This is a genomic window from Streptomyces sp. NPDC004609 (assembly GCF_042873655.1).
Taxonomy (GTDB): Bacteria; Actinomycetota; Actinomycetes; order Streptomycetales; family Streptomycetaceae; genus Streptomyces.
Genome location: NZ_JBIALS010000033.1, coordinates 71,101 through 90,286 on the forward strand (window position 1 = coordinate 71,101; position 19,186 = coordinate 90,286).

Here is a 19,186-nt window from a genome sequence, read left to right on the forward strand (position 1 = left end):
CCGGCCCTGTCCGGTACGGGGTGCCCTCTCCCGGCACGGAGTGCGCCGTACGCCCCCGGCTCCCGTACGCCGCTCGCTCCGCCCGGCAGGATGAAGGGGTGGGCAACAGTGAAGACGTCGAGACGGAGGCCGGGGACGCGCGCGTCACCTGGTACGAGGCCGATGACGCGTGGCTCGTCCTCGCCCTGGGCCATGGCGCGGGCGGCGGAATCGGGGCGCGGGACCTGAGGGGCATCGCGGAGGTGCTGCCCGGCGAGGGCGTCACCGTGGCGCTGGTGGAGCAGCCGTGGCGGGTGGCCGGCAAGAGGATCGCGCCCGCGCCGAAGACGCTGGACGCCGGATGGCGCGGGATCTGGCCCGTCGTCCTCGGGCGCGGGCTGCCCGTCGTCGCGGGCGGGCGCAGCGCCGGGGCTCGGGTGGCCTGCCGGACCGCCCGGGAGCTGGGCGCGGCCGGAGTGCTCGCGCTGAGCTTCCCCCTGCACCCGCCGGGCAAGCCGGAGAGCTCACGCGCCGGCGAACTGCTCGGCAGCGGTGTGCCTACTCTGGTGGTCCAGGGCGGCAACGATCCCTTCGGGAAGCCCGGGGAGTTCCCCGAAGGCGCGTACCGGATCGTGGAAGCCCCCGGCGCCGATCACGGCTTCGCCGTCCCCAAGCGCTCGGGTCACACCGAGGCCGGCACGGTGGCCGTGATCACGGACGCGGTACGGGCCTGGGTGCGGACCCTGCCCGCGGGGCGGAGGTGACGGCGGTCCGCCGCCGGGCACGACGGGGGTCCGCCGGCCGCGACGGCGACGGCCGGCCGCCGGGAACGGCGCGGGTCCCGACCCCGGACGGCGCAGGTCCCCGGCCCGGAACGGGGGTGGTCCGGCGCGCTCGACGGCGGCGGTCAGCCGCCGGGAATGACGGGCCGACCCGTTGTTGTTGTGGCGGGTGTCGGGACATCAGCAAGTAGTGCTTGGAGTAGGGAGTCCGTCGCATGGGTTCGACCATCAGCCCCCGCCGTTCGCACGCCGCTGACCTGGAGTGGACCGTGCTCACGGCGGCCCGTACCGCCCCCGAGCGGGCGAAGGGCGGGGTCGACCGACGAGAGCCGTCCACCGAGGGTCGACTATTCTCCGATTCGAGTGGGTCCGCATTCGGGCTCGCCACAGCGTTGGAGGAGGTGGGTCCGGTCACTGGGACCGACGCAGGGACCGACGACGGCCAGGCGGCCGAGGCGCAGGCCGCGGCCGGCGCACGGGCGGGGACGGGAGCGGAGGCGGCTTCGGCGCGGCCTGCGGAGACCGTCGCCGAGCGCAACGCCCGTTTTGAGCGGGACGCGCTGGAGTTCCTCGACCAGATGTACTCCGCGGCTCTGCGTATGACGCGCAATCCGGCCGACGCGGAGGATCTCGTGCAGGAGACGTACGCCAAGGCGTACGGATCCTTCCACCAGTTCCGCGAGGGCACCAACCTCAAGGCGTGGCTGTACCGGATCCTGACGAACACCTTCATCAACTCGTACCGGAAGAAGCAGCGCGAGCCCCAGCGCAGTGCCGCCGAGGAGATCGAGGACTGGCAGCTCGCGCGCGCCGAGTCGCACATGTCGACCGGGCTGCGCTCCGCCGAGTCCCAGGCCCTCGACCATCTGCCGGACTCGGATGTGAAGTCGGCGCTGCAGGCCATTCCCGAGGAGTTCCGTATCGCGGTCTATCTCGCCGACGTAGAGGGCTTTGCGTACAAGGAGATCGCGGACATCATGGGAACACCCATCGGGACGGTGATGTCCCGCCTGCACCGGGGCCGGCGCCAACTGCGCGGCATGCTGGAGGACTACGCGCGTGAGCGCGGGCTCGTCCCGGCCGGTGCGGGGGAGTCGAACGAAGCGAAAGGCTCGGGCTCATGAGCTGCGGAGAGCCGCACGAGACGGACTGCTCCGAGGTGCTGGACCACCTCTATGAGTTTCTCGACCGTGAGATGCCGGACACCGACTGCACCAAGTTCGAGGTGCATTTCGAGGAGTGCTCTCCGTGTCTGGAGAAGTACGGCCTTGAACAGGCCGTGAAGAAGCTGGTCAAGCGCTGCTGCGGATCGGACGACGTACCCACCGATCTGCGGGCGAAGGTCATGGGCCGGATCGATCTGATCCGTTCCGGGGAGCCCGTCCCCGAGCAGGACGTGAGCGTCTCCCCGGCCGATGCCCAGGGGCTCGCGACGGAATGAACCGGCGGTGAGCGGACGGCCCCGGCCGTCCGGCCTCCGCGGTTCATTCCGCGCACGGCGCGTCGCTTTTTTCGCGACGCGCCTTTTTGCTGCCCTTTTCCCGCCTGCTTTCCCTGTCCAGATTCACCCAAATGTGCGAACTATGGCTTAACCCGTCACTCATTCGCTCTCCACTCGTTAGCGTGACGCCCGGTGGGAGAACGAGGGGGCGGGGCAGTGACGTCCATACCGGCGGCAGCACGTGCGTACATTCTCTGCGCCCTGGTCTGTACCGCCGTCTGCGCTCTGCCGGCCCTGGACCGGGACCCCGGCTGGGGCGCCGTGGGACTGCTCGCCGGGCTGTACGCGCTGTGCGAGCTGCCCGCCCACCGCACCGCAGGCGCCGATGCCACCCCGATCAGTCCCGGCTCCTTCTTCCCGGTCCTGCTCGCCGCCGCGTTCGTGCTGCCGCCCGCCGCCGCCGTGCTCGTCGCCGTGCCCGGGGCGCTGCTCAGCCGGGTCGACGAGCGGCCGGCCGGAGTACGTCGCGTCTGGCGCGCCGCCCAGCTCGCGCTCGCCACCTGGGCCGCGGCCCAGACGTATCTGCTGTTCGGCGTGGGCCGCACCCCCGGACCGCCGGACTTCCCCTACGCCATGCTGTCCGCAGCCGCCGGGGCGCTCGCCTTCTGTCTGGTGCTGACCGCCCTGGAGGCCGGGATCCGCGCCACCGCCGAGCGGCTGGTGCTGCGGACCGCCTGGCGCGGACTGCTCCCCGGCTCGGTGGTGCCGCATCTGGTGCACGGACTCGCCGGGCTGATGATGGCCGTGCTGTGGCGGAGCCCCTACGGACCGGTCTCGGCGCTGTTCGTGCTGCTGCCGATGTACATCTCCTGCTGGCTCTTCGCCCAGTACCACCGCGAGAGCACCGCGCACCAGGCCACCCTCCGCGCCCTGGTCCAGGCCGTGGACCTCAAGGACAGATACACCCGCGGCCACAGCGAGCGCGTGGGGCGGGCGTCCGTGCTCATCGCGCGCGAGCTGCGGATGGACCCTGACCGGATCGAGCGGATCCGGTTCGCCGGGATCCTCCACGACGTGGGCAAGCTCGGCGTGCCGACACGGGTGCTGCGCAAGGAGGGACCGCTGACACCGGAGGAGCGGCGCGTGATCGAACTGCATCCCGAGTACGGCCACGAGATCGTGCGCGGCATCGGCTTCCTCGGCGAGGCACGGGCGGCCATCCTGCACCACCACGAACGTCTCGACGGCACCGGATACCCCCATGGGCTCGCCGGTGAGCAGATCCCCGAGTTCGCGCGGGTGGTCGCGGTCGCCGACGCCTTCGACGCGATGACCTCGACCCGCTCCTACCGCCGGGCGCGGCCCGTGGAGGCGGCGCTCGGGGAACTGGAGCGGTGCGCGGGCACCCAGTTCGACCCCCGGATGGTGACGGCGCTCGCGCGGGCGCTGGAGCGGCACGGCTGGCCCACCGCCGTCACCTCCGACGACGCCCCCGCGCCCGGCCCGCCCCCGCTCTTCCCGCCGGACCGCGGAATCCCGCCGCAGCCCGCCCGGCTCCGCGCGGCAGCCCGGCCGGGCGGCCGGACCCCGGGCCGCAGGACACCGCGCGGGCGGGCACCCGGCGGTACCGGGTGAGGGGCCGGGCCGAGGGCCCCCGGACCGCCGGTGCCCCGCTCCTCCTCCTCATCCACACCGCGGCGGCCGTCCTCGCCTGCGCCGCCCTCGGCGCGACCCTCTGGAACGGCCTCGACGAGCCCGGCAACGCCCTCGCCTTCGGGACCCTCATCGCCGTCGGCGAGACGGCCCGCCGGGGCGCCGCCCCCGGCGAACGGGAACCCGCGCCCCTCGGGGCCGCCGGAGCCCTCGCGTACGCCCTGCTCGGCGAGTGCGGCGGCCGGGCCACCACCCACGGCGTCCTCCAGGTCGTCGCCGTCGTCGTCGCCGCGACGCTCGCCGGGGCCGTACCTCATGCGGCACGCGGGCACAAACCCGTGCTCGACCACCTCGTCCGCCGGGTGCTGACCGCCGCATTCGCCGCCGCCTGCTTCCAGCCGCTGTACAACTCGGGCGAGCTGGACCACTGGGCCCACGGCTCCGCCTACGCCTTGTTCCTCCTCGTCCTCGTCGGGCTCACCGCCCTGTGCGACGCCGTCCTCGGCGCGGCGCTCCGGCGGGCGCGCACCGGACATCCGTACGGGCCGCTGCTGCGTGACCGGCTGCGCTCACTGATCGGCATCGGCTCCGCGGTCTGCGCCACCGGGGCCGTGATCGCCCTCGCCGTCACCGTCGCCGGACTGTGGGCGCTGCCCGTCTTCTGCGCGCCGCTGCTGCTCACACAGCTGTCCTTCCGGCGGTACGCGGCCGTCAGGGCGACCTACCGGCAGACCATCGCCTCGCTGGCCCGGTCGACCGAGATCGCCGGATACACCCGGCCGGGCCATGCCCGCAGGGTCGCCGAGCTGAGCCGGGCCGTCGGGCGCGAGCTGGGACTGACCGGGCCCGATCTGACCGTCCTGGAGTACGCGGCCCTGATGCACGACATCGGCCAGCTCTCCCTGGTCGACCCGGTGCCCGAGGGGTCCACCGCCCTCCTCCCGGACGCCCAGCAGCGCCGTATCGCCCTTCTCGGCGGTGCCGTCGTCCGCCGCACCGGTGTTCCGGCGGCGGTCGCCGTCGTCGTCGAGCGGCAGGCCGATCCCTACCGCGAGCAACCGCTCGCGGCCCGGATTGTCCGCACCGTCAACGCATACGACGATCTGACCCGGGGAACCGGAACTGACGTGGCGAACGCGCTCGAAGCCCTGGAGCGCCTGAGGCTGGCCACCGGACGGGACCATCAGCCGGAGGTCGTGGAGTCCCTCGCACGGGTGCTGGCGAGGGGCGAGCATACGGGTCTGACCCCCGTTCCCCATGGGTAACCCATGGGTAATGAGTCAGCCTCCGGCGCGGCATGGTTGGATGCGAAAGAGGACAGGGAATCAGCGTCGAGCAGATGTGCAAGCACCGTTGAGCGGATACACCAGACACAAGGACAGCGTCCGGGGGAAGTGACCCGAACGACCGGCAGGCGGGAATCGTGAGGATCTTCGGGAAGGTACGGCATCGACCCTCCGCCTCGTGGCGGCAGGCCACCGACCGCGCGTTCACGCTGATCGGCGACGGGCGGTACGAGGACGCGGGCGCGCTGCTGACACGTGCCGCGGACCTGGAGCCCTGGCTCTCGGAGTCCTGGTTCAATCTGGCGCTGCTGCACAAGTTCCGGCACGACTGGGAGCAGGCCCGGGCCGCGGGGCTGCGCGCGGTGGCCCTTCTGGACAAGGAGACCGGCGCCCCCGACTGGTGGAACGTGGGGATCGCCGCCACCGCGCTCCAGGACTGGCCGCTGGCCCGCCGGGCCTGGCAGGCGTACGGGCTGAAGGTGCCGGGCGTCCCCACCCGCAGCGGCGGGGTCGGCGCCGGCCCGGCCGGGGAGGCCGTCGGGATGGCCCTCGGCAGCGCCGCCGTGCGGCTGTCGCCCGAGGGCGAGGCCGAGGTCGTGTGGGGCCGCAGGCTGGATCCGGCCCGGATAGAGGTCCTGTCGATCCCCCTGCCGTCCTCCGGCCGCCGCTGGGGCGAGGTCGTCCTCCACGACGGCGTCCCGAACGGTGAGCGCACCACGTCCGCGGGCCCCTCCTACCCCGTCTTCGACGAGATCGAGCTGTGGGCGCCCTCGCCGGTCCCCACCTGGGTCGTCCTCCTCGAAGCCGCCACCGAGGCCGACCGGGACGCCCTGGAGCAGCTCGCGTCCGACGCGGGCTTCGCCGCCGAGGACTGGTCCTCCTCCGTACGCCTCCTGTGCCGCGCCTGCTCCGAGAGCCGTATGCCCAGCGCCGAGGGCGAGGGCGAGCACCTCGACCCCCACGACCACAGCGAGCCCGGCCACCCGGGCCCGCTCGGCCACCGCACGGCCGGCGACCTCTGGTCCCCGGAGCGCGAATGCGGTATCGCCGCCCCCGCCGGGCTGGTGCGCGGGCTGCTGGACGGCTGGGTCGCGGACAGCCCCGACAGCCGGGAGTGGCGAGATCTCGAAGAAGTCTGCTGAACCCGGGCCGTAGGCTGTACCGACAGGAAAACGGTACTGAGGAAGGCGTACGGCTGACATGGCGGCGCAACAGGAGACGGACCAGCAGGTGGGCACCGCGATCGTCCTCGACGACGAGGGCTTCGTCGTCGACACGGAGGACTGCGAGGCGCGTGAGCTCGCCCACCGCGAGCGTGGCACCGCCCACCCGATCACGGTCGTCGGCAATCCGGTGCTCCACACGGAGTGCGCGGACATCACCGAGTTCGACGACGAGCTGGCGCGGCTGGTCGACGACATGTTCGCCAGCCAGCGGGCGGCGGAGGGCGTCGGCCTCGCCGCCAACCAGATCGGGGTGAGCCGCAAGGTCTTCGTCTACGACTGCCCCGACGACGACGGCGTACGTCATGTGGGTGTCATCTGCAACCCGGTACTGGAGGAGCTCGCCCCGGAGAAGCGCAACCTCGACGATTCCAACGAGGGATGCCTCTCCGTCCCGACGGCGTACGCGCCGCTGGCCCGCCCCGACTACGCGGTCGTCCGCGGCCAGGACCTCCAGGGCAACCCGGTCAAGGTCCGCGGCACCGGCTACTTCGCCCGCTGCCTCCAGCACGAGACGGACCATCTGTACGGCTACCTGTACATCGACCGCCTCTCCAAGCGCGACCGCAAGGACGCGCTGCGGCAGATGGCGGAGGGGACACCGCGGTACGAGGTCGTACCGAACGCCTGAGTCCCGCGCCCGCCCGGCGCCCCGCGCCCGACCGGCGACGGGGCGCTCTGGTGCGAGCGCTGGAGGAGCCCCTGCGTCTGGTGGCCCGGACCGGCGCACCGACCGCTCCCGCGTCCGTCACGGACACGATCGCCCGCGCCGAGGTGAGGACCGGGCCCGTGGTCAGTCCGGTGCGGCGTGGGGGGCGGTGGCGCCGAGGACGCGGAGCACGGCCGTACGGGCCGCTTCGGCCGCTTCGGTGACGGACATCCGGCCCGCCCTGACCTCGTCACCGGCGGCGTGCCCCAGGGCGATCGTCGCCGCCACCAGCCAGGCCGGGGACTGTTCCGGGTCGAACTCCCCGGCCTTCTGGCCGCGTTGGATCAACCGGGCCAGCCGGTCGGCGACCGAGATGTGGCGGGACTGCTGGTCCTCCTGGGTCATGGAGGCCGAACCCGTCCGCAGCAGGACAGGATGGCGTTCGAACATCCGCCAGCCGACATCGAGCAGCCTCAACAGCGCGTCCGCGGCCGGGCCCTCGTCGAGTTCGGCGGCGTCCATCGCCGCCGTCGCCGCCTCCGTGACCCGGTCGACCACGGCCGAGAGCAGATCGTCCCGCGAGGGGAAGTGGGCGTACACGGTCTGACGCGTCACCCCTGCCGCCGTCGCGATGGCCCCCATGCCGGCGTCCGGGCTCTCCGCCAGCAGCCGGATCGCCGCGTCGAGAATGGCCGCCCTGCTGCGCTCGGCGTCGGCCCGGCGGCGCCGGGGGGCCCGTGACGAAGACAATTCTTACATCCTTGTCAAAGTTAAGAGCCTCGCATATCTTACGAGTGTGTAAGAGATCGTAGCGGGCTCGGTGGCATCCCCCGCGAACACGCGACCCTGACCGGCGACCGCGGCTACGCCGAGATCCTCGCGCGCTGGGAGATGTTCAACCTCCTGCGTACGTCCGCCGCGTTCGTCGCCTTCGCCCTGCGGCCCGGCTCCGTCCGCCCCGAACCGGACGGCCGTTCCGGCGACCGCGTCCACGAGCTGACCGCCGCCAGGAGAACGCACAATGCTCGGCCGGAACCTCCGGCCGAGCGTTGGGCTGTGCTTGGTCAGCCCTCGCGCTTGATCGTCTGGATGAACACGTTCCAAGCGGTGGTGGTGAAGGTGAGTGCCGGTCCGCCGGGGTTTTTGGTGTCGCGGACGGGTACGGTGCCGGGCTGGTTGTCGGCGAACTCCAGGCAGTTGTCTTCGTTTCCGCTGTAGCTGGATTTGCGCCAGGCCGGTGCTTCAGTGCTGGTCATCCTCGTACTCCTCCGCGATCGTCGTGATCAGGGCCAGGGACTGCTCGTGCGACAGAGCGTCGCCCAAGGCGAGATCGTAGGAGTTCTGGCACTGGTACACCACTGCTTCTTCGTCGATGAGATTGCCCGTATACAGCGCCTCGGCGTAGGCGACAGGCGGCATGTCCTCGAACCACATCAGGGTGAGATTGCTGGTCAACACCGCGTGGCTGCCGACATCGAACGGGACTACGTGGACACGGATCCGTCCTTGCTCGCCCAACGAGGCGATATGGCGAAGCTGGGCGGCCATGGTCGCCCGTCCCCCGACCAATCGCCGCAGTGCGGCTTCGTCCAACAGTGCCATGCAAGTCGGCGAGATCGGGTCGTTGAGAATCTGGGCCCGTTCCATGCGCGTTGCCAGGGCGGTGTCGTGTTGCTCAGCACTCTTGGGCGGAAAGTACGACTGGAATAACGCCCGTGTATACGAAGGAGTTTGCAGCAGCCCGGGAACCAGGAGCCCCCCATACTCTCTGATCGCACTCGCCTGCTGCTCGAACTGCCGCGCCGCTTCGAAATGCACCGCGACCGGGCGTTGATTCAGCATTGGCCAGAAAGCTACGAACACCCCGCCCGTGTCCAGGGCCTGGTCCAGCCGACGGGCGTCCTCCAGGCACGGCCTCCGTCTTCCCGCCTCGATGTGGGCGATATGGGTACGGGTCATGAAGGCCCGCTCGCTCAGCGTCGCCTGGGTGAGTCCGGCCTCCACACGGCGGCGGCGCCGTACGGCGTCTTCGGCTTCTCGGTGCTCTCCGTACTCTCTGTGCTCCCCGTACCTTCGGCGTTCTCCGCGCTCTCGGCGTTCTCGGATGACATGATCCCGAACTCCCTTGCGTGTCAGGAGGATGACGGTGAGTCCTCGTTGAGCCAGAGAGTACGCAGGTGGTGGCGGGGGAGAGCGTGTTCGGACGGCACGTTCACCGGAAGGTGAGACTCCGTGCCTTCGTTCGGGGATCCGGCTCCCGGGCGGGGCTCAGACGGTGTCCGGTACCGGGCCCTGGAACGTACGCCGGTACGCGTTCGGTGTCGTGCCGAGGGTGCGCAGGAAGTGGTGGCGCAGGGCGGCCGCGTTGCCGAAGCCGCTGCGGTTCGCGATCGCGTCGATCGTCTCCTCCGTCTGCTCCAGCAACTCCTGTGAGAGCAGCACCCGCTGCCGGAGCAGCCAGCGGTACGGGGTCGTGCCGGTCTCCTGCTGGAAGCGGCGGGCGAAGGTACGGGGGGACATATGGGCCCGGGCGGCCAGTTGCTCGACGGTCATCTCGCGGTCCAGATGGCGCTCCATCCAGCCCAGGACCTCACCGACGGTGTCGCACCGGGTGCGCGGCAGGGGCCGTTCGATGTACTGGGCCTGGCCGCCGTCGCGGTGGGGCGGGACCACCATGCGGCGGGCGATGTAGTTGGCGACCTTGGGCCCGTGCTCCTCGCGGATGATGTGCAGGCAGGCGTCGATCGCGGCGGCGGTGCCGGCCGAGGTGATGACGGAGCCCGTGTCCACGTACAGCACATCGGGGTCGACGACGGCGAGCGGAAAGCGCTCGGTCAGCATGTCGGAGTGCCGCCAGTGGGTGGTGCAGCGGCGGCCGTCGAGCAGGCCGGCCGCGCCGAGGACGAACGCCCCCGAGCAGACGCTCAGCACGCGCGCGCCCCGCTCGACCGCCCGCTGGAGCGCCGCCAGCAGACCCGGGGGATAGTCACGCATGACGAAGGCGTCGCCCGTGGGGACGGCGATGAGGTCCGCCTCCTCCAGCGGCTCCAGCCCGACGGAGGGGCTGATGGTGAAGCCCGCGTGGGTGCTCAGCGTCGGACCCTCGGCGGAGACGACGGTGAAGTTGTAGCAGGGCATGCCGTCCGCACTGCGGTCGAGGCCGAACACCTCGCAGAGCACGCCGAGTTCGAAGGGATGCACGCCGTCGAGCAGGACCACCGCCACGTTTTTCAGCATGGGACGAGTGTCGCACGGCGATGGCAGGAATTCGATGGTCCATGACAGTCCTGCCACTGTCGGAATCAATCGGCGGGGACGACAGTGGACACATGAACACAACCTTCGCCCTCATCGCCGTCCTCGCCATCGCGGGGCTGATCCTCCTTCCTTCTCTGCTCGGCCACGCCGGGGACCGGGCCATCGACCGCCAGCTCAGGGCCGCGGAACGGGGTGAACCCGTGCCCCGCCGGGGCGACGTTCCCCGTCAGCTCAGCCGGGAGCCCCGGGTCGAGCGCACCTTCCAGCCCGGCAGCGCGTCGATCGCCGACCGGGAACGGCGCAGTCGTACGAGGCTCCAGGCCGCGGCTCCGAACGCGAGCGTGCTCAGCGCCATCGACATCCGCCAGCTCGAAGGGGTGAGCAGGACCGGCAGTGTCAGCAGGTAGGCGAGCGTCAGCAACCCCAGCACGGAACCGTGGACGGCCGGGAACAGGGTGGCGGTCGCGGCGAACGGCCGCCCCCGGCGTTCCCGGTCGACCTGGACCGCCTTCCCCGCCAGGGCCCGCTTGAACTCGTCGACGGTGAGGCTGCCCCACACAACGCGGCCGTCGTCGGCGACGAACACCACCGGGCGCTCGTCCTCCTTGAACTGCTTCCAGCGCTCCGGGCCCATCAGCCAGCCCGGGGAGTCCGCCAGCTCCCGGGCCACGGCGGGCAGGTTCCTGGTCAGATGGCCGTGCCTGACCAACGTGACCGAACGGCCGTTCTCACACGTCACCCGCAGCGCGAGCGTGGTGTCGACCGACGTCGTCCCGGCGGACGAGCCGAGTGTGGTGTGTTCGGTGCGTATGGCCTGGACGACTCGGGCCCTGACCGCCGGCAGACGCCCGCCCGAGCGCGCGTCCTTCCGCAGCACGCCGGCGTTCAGCGGCAGCCGGCCGTCCGTAGCCACCTCCCAGAGCACCAGCACGGCGATCGCGCAGATGAGCAGCAGGACGATGCCCCCGGAGCTGTGGGGAAACGACCAGTTCCACCACCGGTCGCTCGCGAGCGACTCCAGATCCGGTTCGTGCAGGTACTCGACCACACCGCCCAGTTCAGGGCTGCCGGGTGCGTACAGGACCTCGATGGAGTCGCCCACGTCGTCCCAGGAGGAGATACGGGCGCCGGGCAGGGCGACGCTCACCGTGCCGCCGTCCGGGCCGGGCGCCCGGACGACGGGCTCGGCTCCCTTGGAGACGATCGTGCCCTGAGCCAGCCGCTCGCCCGCCTTCTGGATCGCGCTTACCCGGCGGGCGTCGTCGCCGTCGGGCCGGATCGCCAGCTCGGCATGGAACTGCACCAACAGGACGACGGTCAGGACCATCAGCAGGCGGATCCAGGCGCCGGACCGGTGCATCGGCAGCCGCGCGGGCGGGGCCGGAGCCGCGGGGGAGGGGATCCGGTCGGACGGGGGCGGTGGCTTCTCCGCCCGCCTCCCGGACCGGAACACCACGACCCCCCAGGCGGCGGCGCACAGCAGCGCCACCGCACCGGACACCGCCACATCCGTGCGCGGCACCGCGATGCCCGGCGTGAAGATGAACAGCAGCATCGCACAAGCCGCCGCCAGCAGCGCCGCCCCGCCCAAACCCCTGGTCAGCCAGGTGGATCTCCCCATGCAGGGAGACGGTACGAGGCTTCGGGCACTCCGTCCAGGAATCACCGCCCGGGACCGGGAGGGGACAGCTCCCGCCGTCCCCTCCCCGGACGAAGCTCCTGCCCGGACGGACGAGCCGGGCGGGACCTTCGTACCGTCGGTGAACAGCTGACGGATCAGAAGTCGTCGTCGAAGCCGACCGATCCCTCCACCGCCACCTGGTACGCCGACGGGCGGCGCTCGAAGAAGTTGGTCAGCTCCTGGACGCCCTGGAGCTCCATGAAGGAGAACGGGTTCTCCGAGCCGTACACCGGCGCGAAGCCCAGTCGGGTCAGGCGCTGGTCGGCGACACACTGGAGGTACTCGCGCATGGACTCGGTGTTCATGCCCGGCAGGCCGTCGCCGCACAGATCGCGGCCGAACTGCAGCTCCGCCTCCACCGCCTCCTTCAGCATGTCGGTGACCTGCTGCCGCAGGGCGTCGTCGAACAGCTCCGGCTCCTCCTTGCGGACCGTGTCCACGACCTCGAAGGCGAAGTTCATGTGCATGGTCTCGTCCCGGAACACCCAGTTGGTGCCGGTGGCCAGACCGTGCAGCAGACCCCGGGAGCGGAACCAGTACACGTACGCGAACGCGCCGTAGAAGAACAGCCCCTCGATACAGGCCGCGAAGCAGATCAGATTCAGCAGGAAGCGGCGGCGGTCGGACCGGGTCTCCAGCCGGTCGATCTTCTCCACCGAGTCCATCCAGCGGAAGCAGAATTGCGCCTTCTCACGGATCGACGGGATGTTCTCGACGGCCGCGAAGGCCGCCGTGCGGTCCTCCGGGTCGGGAAGATAGGTGTCGAGCAGCGTCAGATAGAACTGGACGTGCACGGCCTCCTCGAACAGCTGCCGGCTCAGATACAGCCGCGCCTCGGGGGAGTTGATGTGCTTGTACAGCGTCAGTACGAGATTGTTCGCGACGATCGAGTCGCCCGTCGCGAAGAACGCGACCAGCCGGCCGATCAGATGCTGCTCACCCGGCGACAGCTTGGCGAGATCGGCCACGTCGGAGTGGAGGTCGACCTCCTCCACCGTCCATGTGTTCTTGATCGCGTCGCGATAGCGCTCGTAGAAGTCCGGGTAGCGCATCGGGCGCAGGGTGAGTTCGAAACCCGGGTCGAGAAGATTCTTGGTGGTGTCGGACATCTTTACTGGCACGCCTCGCAGGACTCGGGGTTTTCGAGGGAGCAGGCGACGGCTTCGTCGGGCGTCGCCTGTACGGGAATGGGGGCGCCGGCCGCGGGCGCGGTGGAGTTGGACGCGGCGCGGGCGATCCTCGTCGCCGGGCGTGAACGCAGGTAGTACGTCGTCTTCAGCCCCTGCTTCCAGGCGTACGCGTACATCGAGCTGAGCTTGCCGATCGTCGGTGTCTCCAGGAACAGGTTCAGCGACTGCGACTGGTCCAGATACGGCGTACGGGCGGCGGCCATGTCGATCAGCCCGCGCTGCGGGATCTCCCACGCCGTCCGGTACAGCTCGCGCACATGGGCGGGGACCCAGGTGAATCCCTGCACCGAGCCGCTGGAGTCCCGCAGCGCCTCGCGGGTCTCCGCGTCCCAGACGCCGAGCCGCTTCAGCTCCTCCACCAGATAGGAGTTGACCTGGAGGAACTCACCGGACAGCGTCTCGCGCTTGAAGAGGTTGGAGACCTGCGGCTCGATGCACTCGTACACCCCCGCGATGGAGGCGATGGTCGCGGTCGGCGCGATGGCCAGGAGGAGGGAGTTCCGCATCCCCGTCCGGGCGATCCGCTCGCGCAGCGCCGCCCAGCGCTCCGGCCAGTGCGGCTCGACGCCGTAGTGGTCCGGGTGCAGAACACCGCGCGCGGCACGGGTCTTCTCCCAGGCGGGGAGCGGACCGTTGCGCTCCGCCAGCTCCGCGGACGCCTCGTACGCGGCGAGCATGATCCGCTCGGCGATCCGGGTGGACAGCTCCCGCGCCTTCGGTGAGTCGAACGGCAGCCTCAGCCGGAAGAAGACGTCCTGGAGGCCCATCGCACCCAGGCCCACCGGCCGCCAGCGGGTGTTCGAGCGGCTCGCCTGTTCGGTCGGGTAGAAGTTGATGTCGACGACCCGGTCCAGGAAGGTGACGGCCGTGCGGACGGTGTCGTCGAGCCGCTCCCAGTCGATGTCACCGCCCTGCGGTCCCTGGGTCACGAACGCGCCCAGATTCACCGAGCCGAGGTTGCAGACGGCGGTCTCGCCGTCGTCCGTGACCTCCAGGATCTCGGTGCACAGATTCGAGGAGTGGACCGTGTGACCGGGCTCCGCGGTCTGGTTGGCCGTACGGTTCGCGGCATCCTTGAACGTCATCCAGCCGTTTCCGGTCTGCGCGAGGGTACGCATCATCCGGCCGTACAGCTCCCGCGCGGGCATGGTCTTGCGTGCCAGGCCCTTCGCCTCGGCCGCGCGGTACGCGGTGTCGAACTCCTCGCCCCACAGATCCACCAGCTCCGGGGTGTCCGCCGGGGAGAACAGCGACCACTCGGTGTCGGCCTCGACCCGGCGCATGAACTCGTCCGGGATCCAGTGCGCCAGGTTCAGATTGTGCGTGCGCCGGGCGTCCTCGCCCGTGTTGTCGCGCAGCTCCAGGAACTCCTCGATGTCCGCGTGCCAGGTCTCCAGATAGACGGCCGCGGCGCCCTTGCGCCGGCCGCCCTGGTTCACCGCGGCGACGGAGGCGTCCAGCGTCTTCAGGAACGGCACGATGCCGTTGGAGTGGCCGTTGGTGCCCCGGATCAGCGAACCGCGGGCGCGGATGCGGGAGTACGAGATCCCGATGCCGCCGGCGTGCTTGGAGAGCCGCGCGACCTGGTGGTAGCGGTCGTAGATCGAGTCCAGCTCGTCCAGCGGCGAGTCCAGCAGATAGCAGGAGGACATCTGCGGGTGGCGGGTGCCGGAGTTGAAGAGCGTCGGCGAGGAGGGCAGATAGTCGAGCCTGCTCATCAGCCCGTAGAGCGCCAGGACCTCCTCCAGCGCCCGTGAGCCGTCGTCCTCGGCGAGACCGCAGGCGACCCGGAGCATGAAGTGCTGAGGGGTCTCGATCACCTGACGGGTGATCGGGTGGCGCAGCAGATAGCGGCTGTAGAGGGTCCGCAGACCGAAGTAGCCGAAGCGGTCGTCGCCCGCCGGGTCGATCGCCGCGTCGAGGCGGTCGGCGTGCAGCGTCACGAACGCGGCCGTGCGGTCCGCGATCAGGCCCTCGGTGTGGCCCACCGCGACCGAGGCGGAGAAGGACACCGCGCCCTGGCCGGCGGCCTCGTCGGCGATGGTGCGGGTCAGCAGCCGGGCGGCGAGCCGCGAGTAGGCGGGGTCCTCGGAGATCAGTCCGGCGGCGGCGTCGGTGGCGAGCCCGTGGAGTTCGGCCGCGTCCGATCCCGCGTGCCGGCCGCGCAGGGCGGCGGCGGCGACCCGGCCGGGGTCGGTGTCCGGCAGATCGGCGGTGAGTTCGGTCAGGGTCCGCAGCAGCGCGGTTCCGGGGCCGTCCTCGACCTGCTCGGCGGCCTGGTCCGCGGCCCGCCCGGAGATCTGCGCGGAGACCTCTCCGGCGGTCCGCTCGGAGACCTCTCCGGAGATCTGCCCGGGCAGCTTCTCTTCGGAGGTGCCTGAAGCCGGATCGGCTGGCGCGATGGTCACGTGGTGCTCTCCCTCGCTCGGCTCGCGGGCCCGGCGGGGGAAGTGGGCACGGCCACGGGCGCCCGCCCCGGATCAGGGCAGCACTCACGGCGTCCACCGGCCCAACCACGAGGCCCGGACGTGTCGGCACCCGGGTCGGACGAGCCGGGTGCGCTGTCGGCAGACGGCCGGACTTACTGGGTGCGACAAAGCACGCCGAAGCACACCGTTGCGGGACAGTTCCGGATTCGCACCGGATTCCTCTGCGGCGACAGCGAGATGAGCATACATGTGGGGGCGCTCGCCGGAAGTACCCACCAGATGTTGTGTCGTGGCGCCGAATGAGCACCCGCGGCGCCGTACGGCCCGCCCGGCTCCCGGCCCCTTGCCGGACACGGGCAACGGCCGCGCCGATGCCACGCGGCGACGCCCGTACAGCCCGTATGAGAACCCTCACAACGGCCTCACACCCCGTCCGCCACGCACGGAAGCCCGCCCGGAGGGCCGGGCCCGAGGGTTCCCCGGCGTCCCGCGAGCGAGCGGAGGTGCGCCCGTGTGCTGCCCGGGGCCCGGGTGTTGGGGAGCGAGCGGAGATGCGCGTGGGTGCTGCCGGGGGCCGGGGTTCCCGGGCTTTCGCAGTGAGCCGAAGAGGCAGGTGGGTGCAGCCTCGGGGTGGGGGTTCCCGGGTGTTTCGCGAGTGAGCCGAAGAGGCGCACGGGCCCCGCCACAGGCCGGGGTTCGCGAGTGAGCCGAAGAGGCGCGCGGGTGCCGAAAGGGAGAACGCGCGGAGGCCGCGAGGAACGAGCGGTCGAGCACGATCGACCGTCGGCACACGCTAAGGCGCCTCGGAGGCGAACCGAGCGCTCAGAAAAACCGCGCACGATCGACCGTCGGCAGACGCTGAAGCGCCTCGGAGGCGAACCGAGCGCTCAAAAAAGAGCAGCCGCCGCACCCACATGGCGCGGCGGCCCGTCCGTATTCCCCTGACGCCTCGGGCGACTCCCGCCGTCCGACTCCCCGCCGTCCGACTCCCGTGACGCCCCAGGTCGTCCAACCCAGCTCAGGACACCGGCCCCTTCAGCTCAGGACGTCGGCCGCTGGAGCCTCGCGACGAACTTGTACCGGTCGCCCCGGTACACCGACCGTACCCACTCCACCGGTTCGCCCTGCTTGTCCAGCGAGTGGCGCGAGAGCATCAGCATCGGCAGCCCCACGTCCGTCCCCAGCAGGCCCGCCTCGCGCGGAGTCGCCAGCGAGGTCTCGATCGTCTCCTCGGCCTCGGCGAGATGGACGTCGTACACCTCCGCCAGCGCCGTGTAGAGCGAGGTGTACTTCACCAGGCTGCGGCGCAGCGCCGGGAAGCGCTTGGCCGACAGATGGGTCGTCTCGATCGCCATGGGCTCACCGCTCGCCAGCCGGAGCCGCTCGATCCGCAGCACCCGGCCGCCGGTCGAGATGTCCAGCAGCCCGGCGAGGGTGTCGTCGGCCGTGACGTATCCGATGTCGAGGAGTTGTGAGGTCGGCTCCAGCCCCTGGGCCTTCATGTCCTCGGTGTACGAGGTGAGCTGAAGGGCCTGGGACACCTTGGGCTTGGCCACGAAGGTGCCCTTGCCCTGGATCCGCTCCAGCCGGCCCTCGACCACCAGTTCCTGGAGGGCCTGGCGGACCGTGGTGCGTGAGGTGTCGAACTCCGCCGCGAGCGTGCGCTCCGGCGGTACGGGTGTGCCCGGCGGCATGGTCTCCGTCATGTCCAGGAGATGCCGCTTGAGCCGGTAGTACTTGGGTACGCGCGCGGCGCGGACACCCGTACCGCCCTCGGTTTCCGTGCTTCCCCCGTCGGTGGCCATGGCCCGCCTCCCAGGCTGTCCTGCTGCCGTCACCGGCTCCTCCGTTGCTAGCGGCTCTTATCGTGGCACGGGCCGGTCCGGGGGAGTGTGACCCCTCCCCGCGGGGTTTTTCCGTCGGACGCCACTGCTTCTTATACACCGTTGGTACTAGGGTTGGTCTAGTCCAGGAGTCGGCATTCCTCCTGGCGACGCCTTGATGCACGTCAAGTGGTCCGTCGGCGTGAGTGGATGCGGCTCGTCCGGATCCTGCCCAGATGTCGGTCCGATAACGGACTGGACAGCCGGGTTTATCGAGCCTTGACAGTCCTAAAGGTCTAGGCCAAGCTCCCGGTACTGGTCTAAACCATTAAAGGCCAGGTCCCAGCCCCAGGCAGTACTTCACGTATGGCTTCGTGGTGGGCGGGGGTGGCAGGCATCCCTTAGGAGGGTGGCGTGAAGCGCAAGCTCATCGCGGCGATCGGTGTCGCGGGCATGCTGGTCAGCATTGCGGCGTGTGGCTCGGACGACAAAGACAAGGACAAGGCCAAAGGCCCCGGGGGCTACAAGGGCGAGACCCTGACATTCTGGGCGATGGACGGGTCCACGCCGGACGCCTGGCTGGCGGAGCTGACGGCCGAGTTCGAGAAGAAGACCGGCGCGAAGCTGAAGTACGAGAAGCAGGCGTGGAACGGCATCCAGCAGAAGCTGACCACCGCCCTCTCCGAGGAGAACCCTCCGGACGTCTTCGAGATCGGCAACACCCAGACCCCCGCGTACGCCAAGACCGGCGGTCTCGCGGAGCTGGCCGACGTGAAGAAGGACATCGGCGCCGACTGGGCGGCGAACCTGAGCGAGGCGTCGGTCTTTGAAGGCAAGCAGTACGCGGTGCCGTGGTACTTCACCAACCGCGTGGTCGTCTACAACAAGTCGGTCTTCAAGGAGGCGGGCATCACCGCCCCGCCGAAGACCCGTGCCGAGTTCTTCACCGCCCTCGACAAGATCAAGGCCAAGGGCAAGGAACCGATCTACATGCCCGGCCAGAACTGGTACCACTTCGTGGGCCTGGTCATCGGCCAGGGCGGCGAGCTGGTGAAGAAGGACGGGGACAAGTGGGTCTCCAACCTCTCCGACCCCAAGGTCCAGGCCGCCGCCGAGGTGTACAAGAAGTTCCAGTCCTACTCCACGGCCCCCAAGGACAAGGACGAGGCCACCCCGCAGCAGGCCGACATCTTCGCCCAGGGCAAGACCGGTGCCTTCGTCGGTGTGGGCTGGGAGCCCGCGACGGCCATCAAGGCCAACCCCGCCATCGAGAAGGAGATCGGCTACTTCACCTTCCCCGGTGAGACGGCCGACAAGCCCGAAGGCGTCTTCCTCGGCGGCTCCAACCTCGCCGTCGCGCAGGGCAGCAAGAAGCAGGAACTCGCCAAGGAGTTCCTGAAGATCATTCTCTCGGACAAGTACGAGGGGAAGCTCTCCAAGCTCAGCGGTGTCATCCCGAACAAGGAGTCGCTGAACTCGAACCTGGCCGGGAACCCGTTCTCCGAGGCCGCCATGCCGGCCTCCAAGGTCGGTGACACCACCCCGCTCATCGCCGAGTGGGCAGCTGTCGAGAACGCACCGAACCCGATCAAGACGTACCTCACCGCGGTCATGAACGGCAAGACGCCGGCCGACGCCGCCAAGCAGGTCGAGGCCGAGTTCAACAAGCGCCTGGCCCAGAAGCAGTAATCGGGTGTGGGGGGGGGGGGGGGGGGGGGGGGGGGGGGGGGGGGGGGGGGGGGGGGGGGGGGGGGGGGGGGGGGGGGGGGGGGGGGGGGGGGGGGGGGGGGGG

The 19,186-nt window shown here is 70.6% G+C and carries 16 protein-coding genes and 1 riboswitch; of the genes, 8 read left to right on the forward strand and 8 right to left on the reverse strand.

Annotation, left to right across the window (positions count from 1 at the left end; genetic code table 11):
• Positions 1-98: 98 nt before the first annotated feature.
• The 7 genes from ACFYT4_RS27845 (at position 99) to def (ending at position 6,995) form a co-directional block, all read left to right on the forward strand.
• Positions 99-743: an alpha/beta family hydrolase gene (locus ACFYT4_RS27845; protein ID WP_389274662.1), complete on the forward strand. Its 645-nt coding sequence runs from the start codon at positions 99-101 to the stop codon at positions 741-743.
• A gap of 419 nt (positions 744-1,162) precedes the next feature.
• Positions 1,163-1,885 carry a sigma-70 family RNA polymerase sigma factor gene (locus ACFYT4_RS27850; protein ID WP_389274715.1) on the forward strand — a complete coding sequence of 241 codons (723 nt, stop codon included), beginning with the start codon at positions 1,163-1,165 and terminating at the stop codon, positions 1,883-1,885.
• Positions 1,882-2,202, forward strand: a complete 321-nt coding sequence (rsrA, locus tag ACFYT4_RS27855) for a mycothiol system anti-sigma-R factor (protein WP_389274665.1) — start codon at positions 1,882-1,884, stop codon at positions 2,200-2,202. Before ACFYT4_RS27850 ends, rsrA begins: the two co-directional genes overlap by 4 nt.
• A 216-nt stretch (positions 2,203-2,418) precedes the next feature.
• Complete coding sequence (locus tag ACFYT4_RS27860; RefSeq protein WP_389274668.1) at positions 2,419-3,837, forward strand: HD domain-containing phosphohydrolase; 1,419 nt, start codon at positions 2,419-2,421, stop codon at positions 3,835-3,837.
• The gene (locus ACFYT4_RS27865; RefSeq protein WP_389274671.1) at positions 3,834-5,120 is read left to right on the forward strand and encodes an HD-GYP domain-containing protein; all 1,287 of its coding nucleotides are present in this window, start codon (positions 3,834-3,836) and stop codon (positions 5,118-5,120) included. The genes ACFYT4_RS27860 and ACFYT4_RS27865 overlap by 4 nt, the downstream gene beginning before the upstream one ends.
• 158 nt (positions 5,121-5,278) lie before the next feature.
• Positions 5,279-6,283: a tetratricopeptide repeat protein gene (locus ACFYT4_RS27870; protein ID WP_389274673.1), complete on the forward strand. Its 1,005-nt coding sequence runs from the start codon at positions 5,279-5,281 to the stop codon at positions 6,281-6,283.
• 58 nt (positions 6,284-6,341) lie between these two features.
• Positions 6,342-6,995 (forward strand): peptide deformylase, encoded by a 654-nt coding sequence (def, locus tag ACFYT4_RS27875; RefSeq protein ID WP_389274676.1) that lies wholly within the window; start codon positions 6,342-6,344, stop codon positions 6,993-6,995.
• Positions 6,996-7,157: 162 nt separating this feature from the next.
• Here def and ACFYT4_RS27880 read toward each other — a convergent pair whose 3' ends face one another.
• From ACFYT4_RS27880 to ACFYT4_RS27915, 8 genes are all read right to left on the reverse strand, one after another.
• Positions 7,158-7,763, reverse strand: coding sequence for a TetR/AcrR family transcriptional regulator (locus ACFYT4_RS27880; protein ID WP_389274679.1), 606 nt, complete (start codon positions 7,761-7,763; stop codon positions 7,158-7,160).
• A 314-nt stretch (positions 7,764-8,077) separates the two neighbouring features.
• On the reverse strand, positions 8,078-8,269 hold the full coding sequence (locus ACFYT4_RS27885) for a DUF397 domain-containing protein (protein ID WP_389274682.1): 192 nt from the start codon (positions 8,267-8,269) through the stop codon (positions 8,078-8,080).
• The gene (locus ACFYT4_RS27890) at positions 8,256-9,017 is read right to left on the reverse strand and encodes a Scr1 family TA system antitoxin-like transcriptional regulator (RefSeq protein ID WP_389274685.1); all 762 of its coding nucleotides are present in this window, start codon (positions 9,015-9,017) and stop codon (positions 8,256-8,258) included. Before ACFYT4_RS27890 ends, ACFYT4_RS27885 begins: the two co-directional genes overlap by 14 nt.
• Before the next feature lie 264 nt (positions 9,018-9,281).
• Complete coding sequence (locus ACFYT4_RS27895) at positions 9,282-10,250, reverse strand: GlxA family transcriptional regulator (RefSeq protein ID WP_389274688.1); 969 nt, start codon at positions 10,248-10,250, stop codon at positions 9,282-9,284.
• A 247-nt stretch (positions 10,251-10,497) separates the two neighbouring features.
• Positions 10,498-11,892, reverse strand: coding sequence for a hypothetical protein (locus ACFYT4_RS27900; protein WP_389274691.1), 1,395 nt, complete (start codon positions 11,890-11,892; stop codon positions 10,498-10,500).
• 155 nt (positions 11,893-12,047) lie between these two features.
• The gene (locus ACFYT4_RS27905; RefSeq protein WP_389274694.1) at positions 12,048-13,061 is read right to left on the reverse strand and encodes a ribonucleotide-diphosphate reductase subunit beta; all 1,014 of its coding nucleotides are present in this window, start codon (positions 13,059-13,061) and stop codon (positions 12,048-12,050) included.
• A 2-nt stretch (positions 13,062-13,063) separates the two neighbouring features.
• A complete protein-coding gene (locus ACFYT4_RS27910) occupies positions 13,064-15,550 on the reverse strand; it encodes a ribonucleoside-diphosphate reductase subunit alpha (protein ID WP_389274697.1) in 2,487 nt (828 codons plus the stop codon).
• 167 nt (positions 15,551-15,717) lie between these two features.
• Positions 15,718-15,787: riboswitch (cobalamin riboswitch) on the reverse strand.
• 824 nt (positions 15,788-16,611) lie between these two features.
• Positions 16,612-17,376: a GntR family transcriptional regulator gene (locus ACFYT4_RS27915; protein WP_389274700.1), complete on the reverse strand. Its 765-nt coding sequence runs from the start codon at positions 17,374-17,376 to the stop codon at positions 16,612-16,614.
• Positions 17,377-17,808: 432 nt separating this feature from the next.
• On the opposite strand from ACFYT4_RS27915, the gene ACFYT4_RS27920 reads away from it, so the two are divergent.
• The gene (locus ACFYT4_RS27920) at positions 17,809-19,083 is read left to right on the forward strand and encodes an extracellular solute-binding protein (protein ID WP_389274703.1); all 1,275 of its coding nucleotides are present in this window, start codon (positions 17,809-17,811) and stop codon (positions 19,081-19,083) included.
• The last annotated feature ends 103 nt before the right edge of the window (positions 19,084-19,186 follow it).

Excerpts from the sequence above, each read along its gene's own strand:
- rsrA (WP_389274665.1), top strand. The coding sequence starts at position 1,882 with ATGAGCTGCGGAGAGCCGCACGAGACGGACTGCTCCGAGGTGCTGGAC.
- def (WP_389274676.1), top strand. The coding sequence starts at position 6,342 with ATGGCGGCGCAACAGGAGACGGACCAGCAGGTGGGCACCGCGATCGTC.
- ACFYT4_RS27885 (WP_389274682.1), bottom strand. The coding sequence starts at position 8,269 with ATGACCAGCACTGAAGCACCGGCCTGGCGCAAATCCAGCTACAGCGGA.
- ACFYT4_RS27895 (WP_389274688.1), bottom strand. The coding sequence starts at position 10,250 with ATGCTGAAAAACGTGGCGGTGGTCCTGCTCGACGGCGTGCATCCCTTC.
- ACFYT4_RS27900 (WP_389274691.1), bottom strand. The coding sequence starts at position 11,892 with ATGGGGAGATCCACCTGGCTGACCAGGGGTTTGGGCGGGGCGGCGCTG.
- ACFYT4_RS27905 (WP_389274694.1), bottom strand. The coding sequence starts at position 13,061 with ATGTCCGACACCACCAAGAATCTTCTCGACCCGGGTTTCGAACTCACC.
- ACFYT4_RS27915 (WP_389274700.1), bottom strand. The coding sequence starts at position 17,376 with ATGGCCACCGACGGGGGAAGCACGGAAACCGAGGGCGGTACGGGTGTC.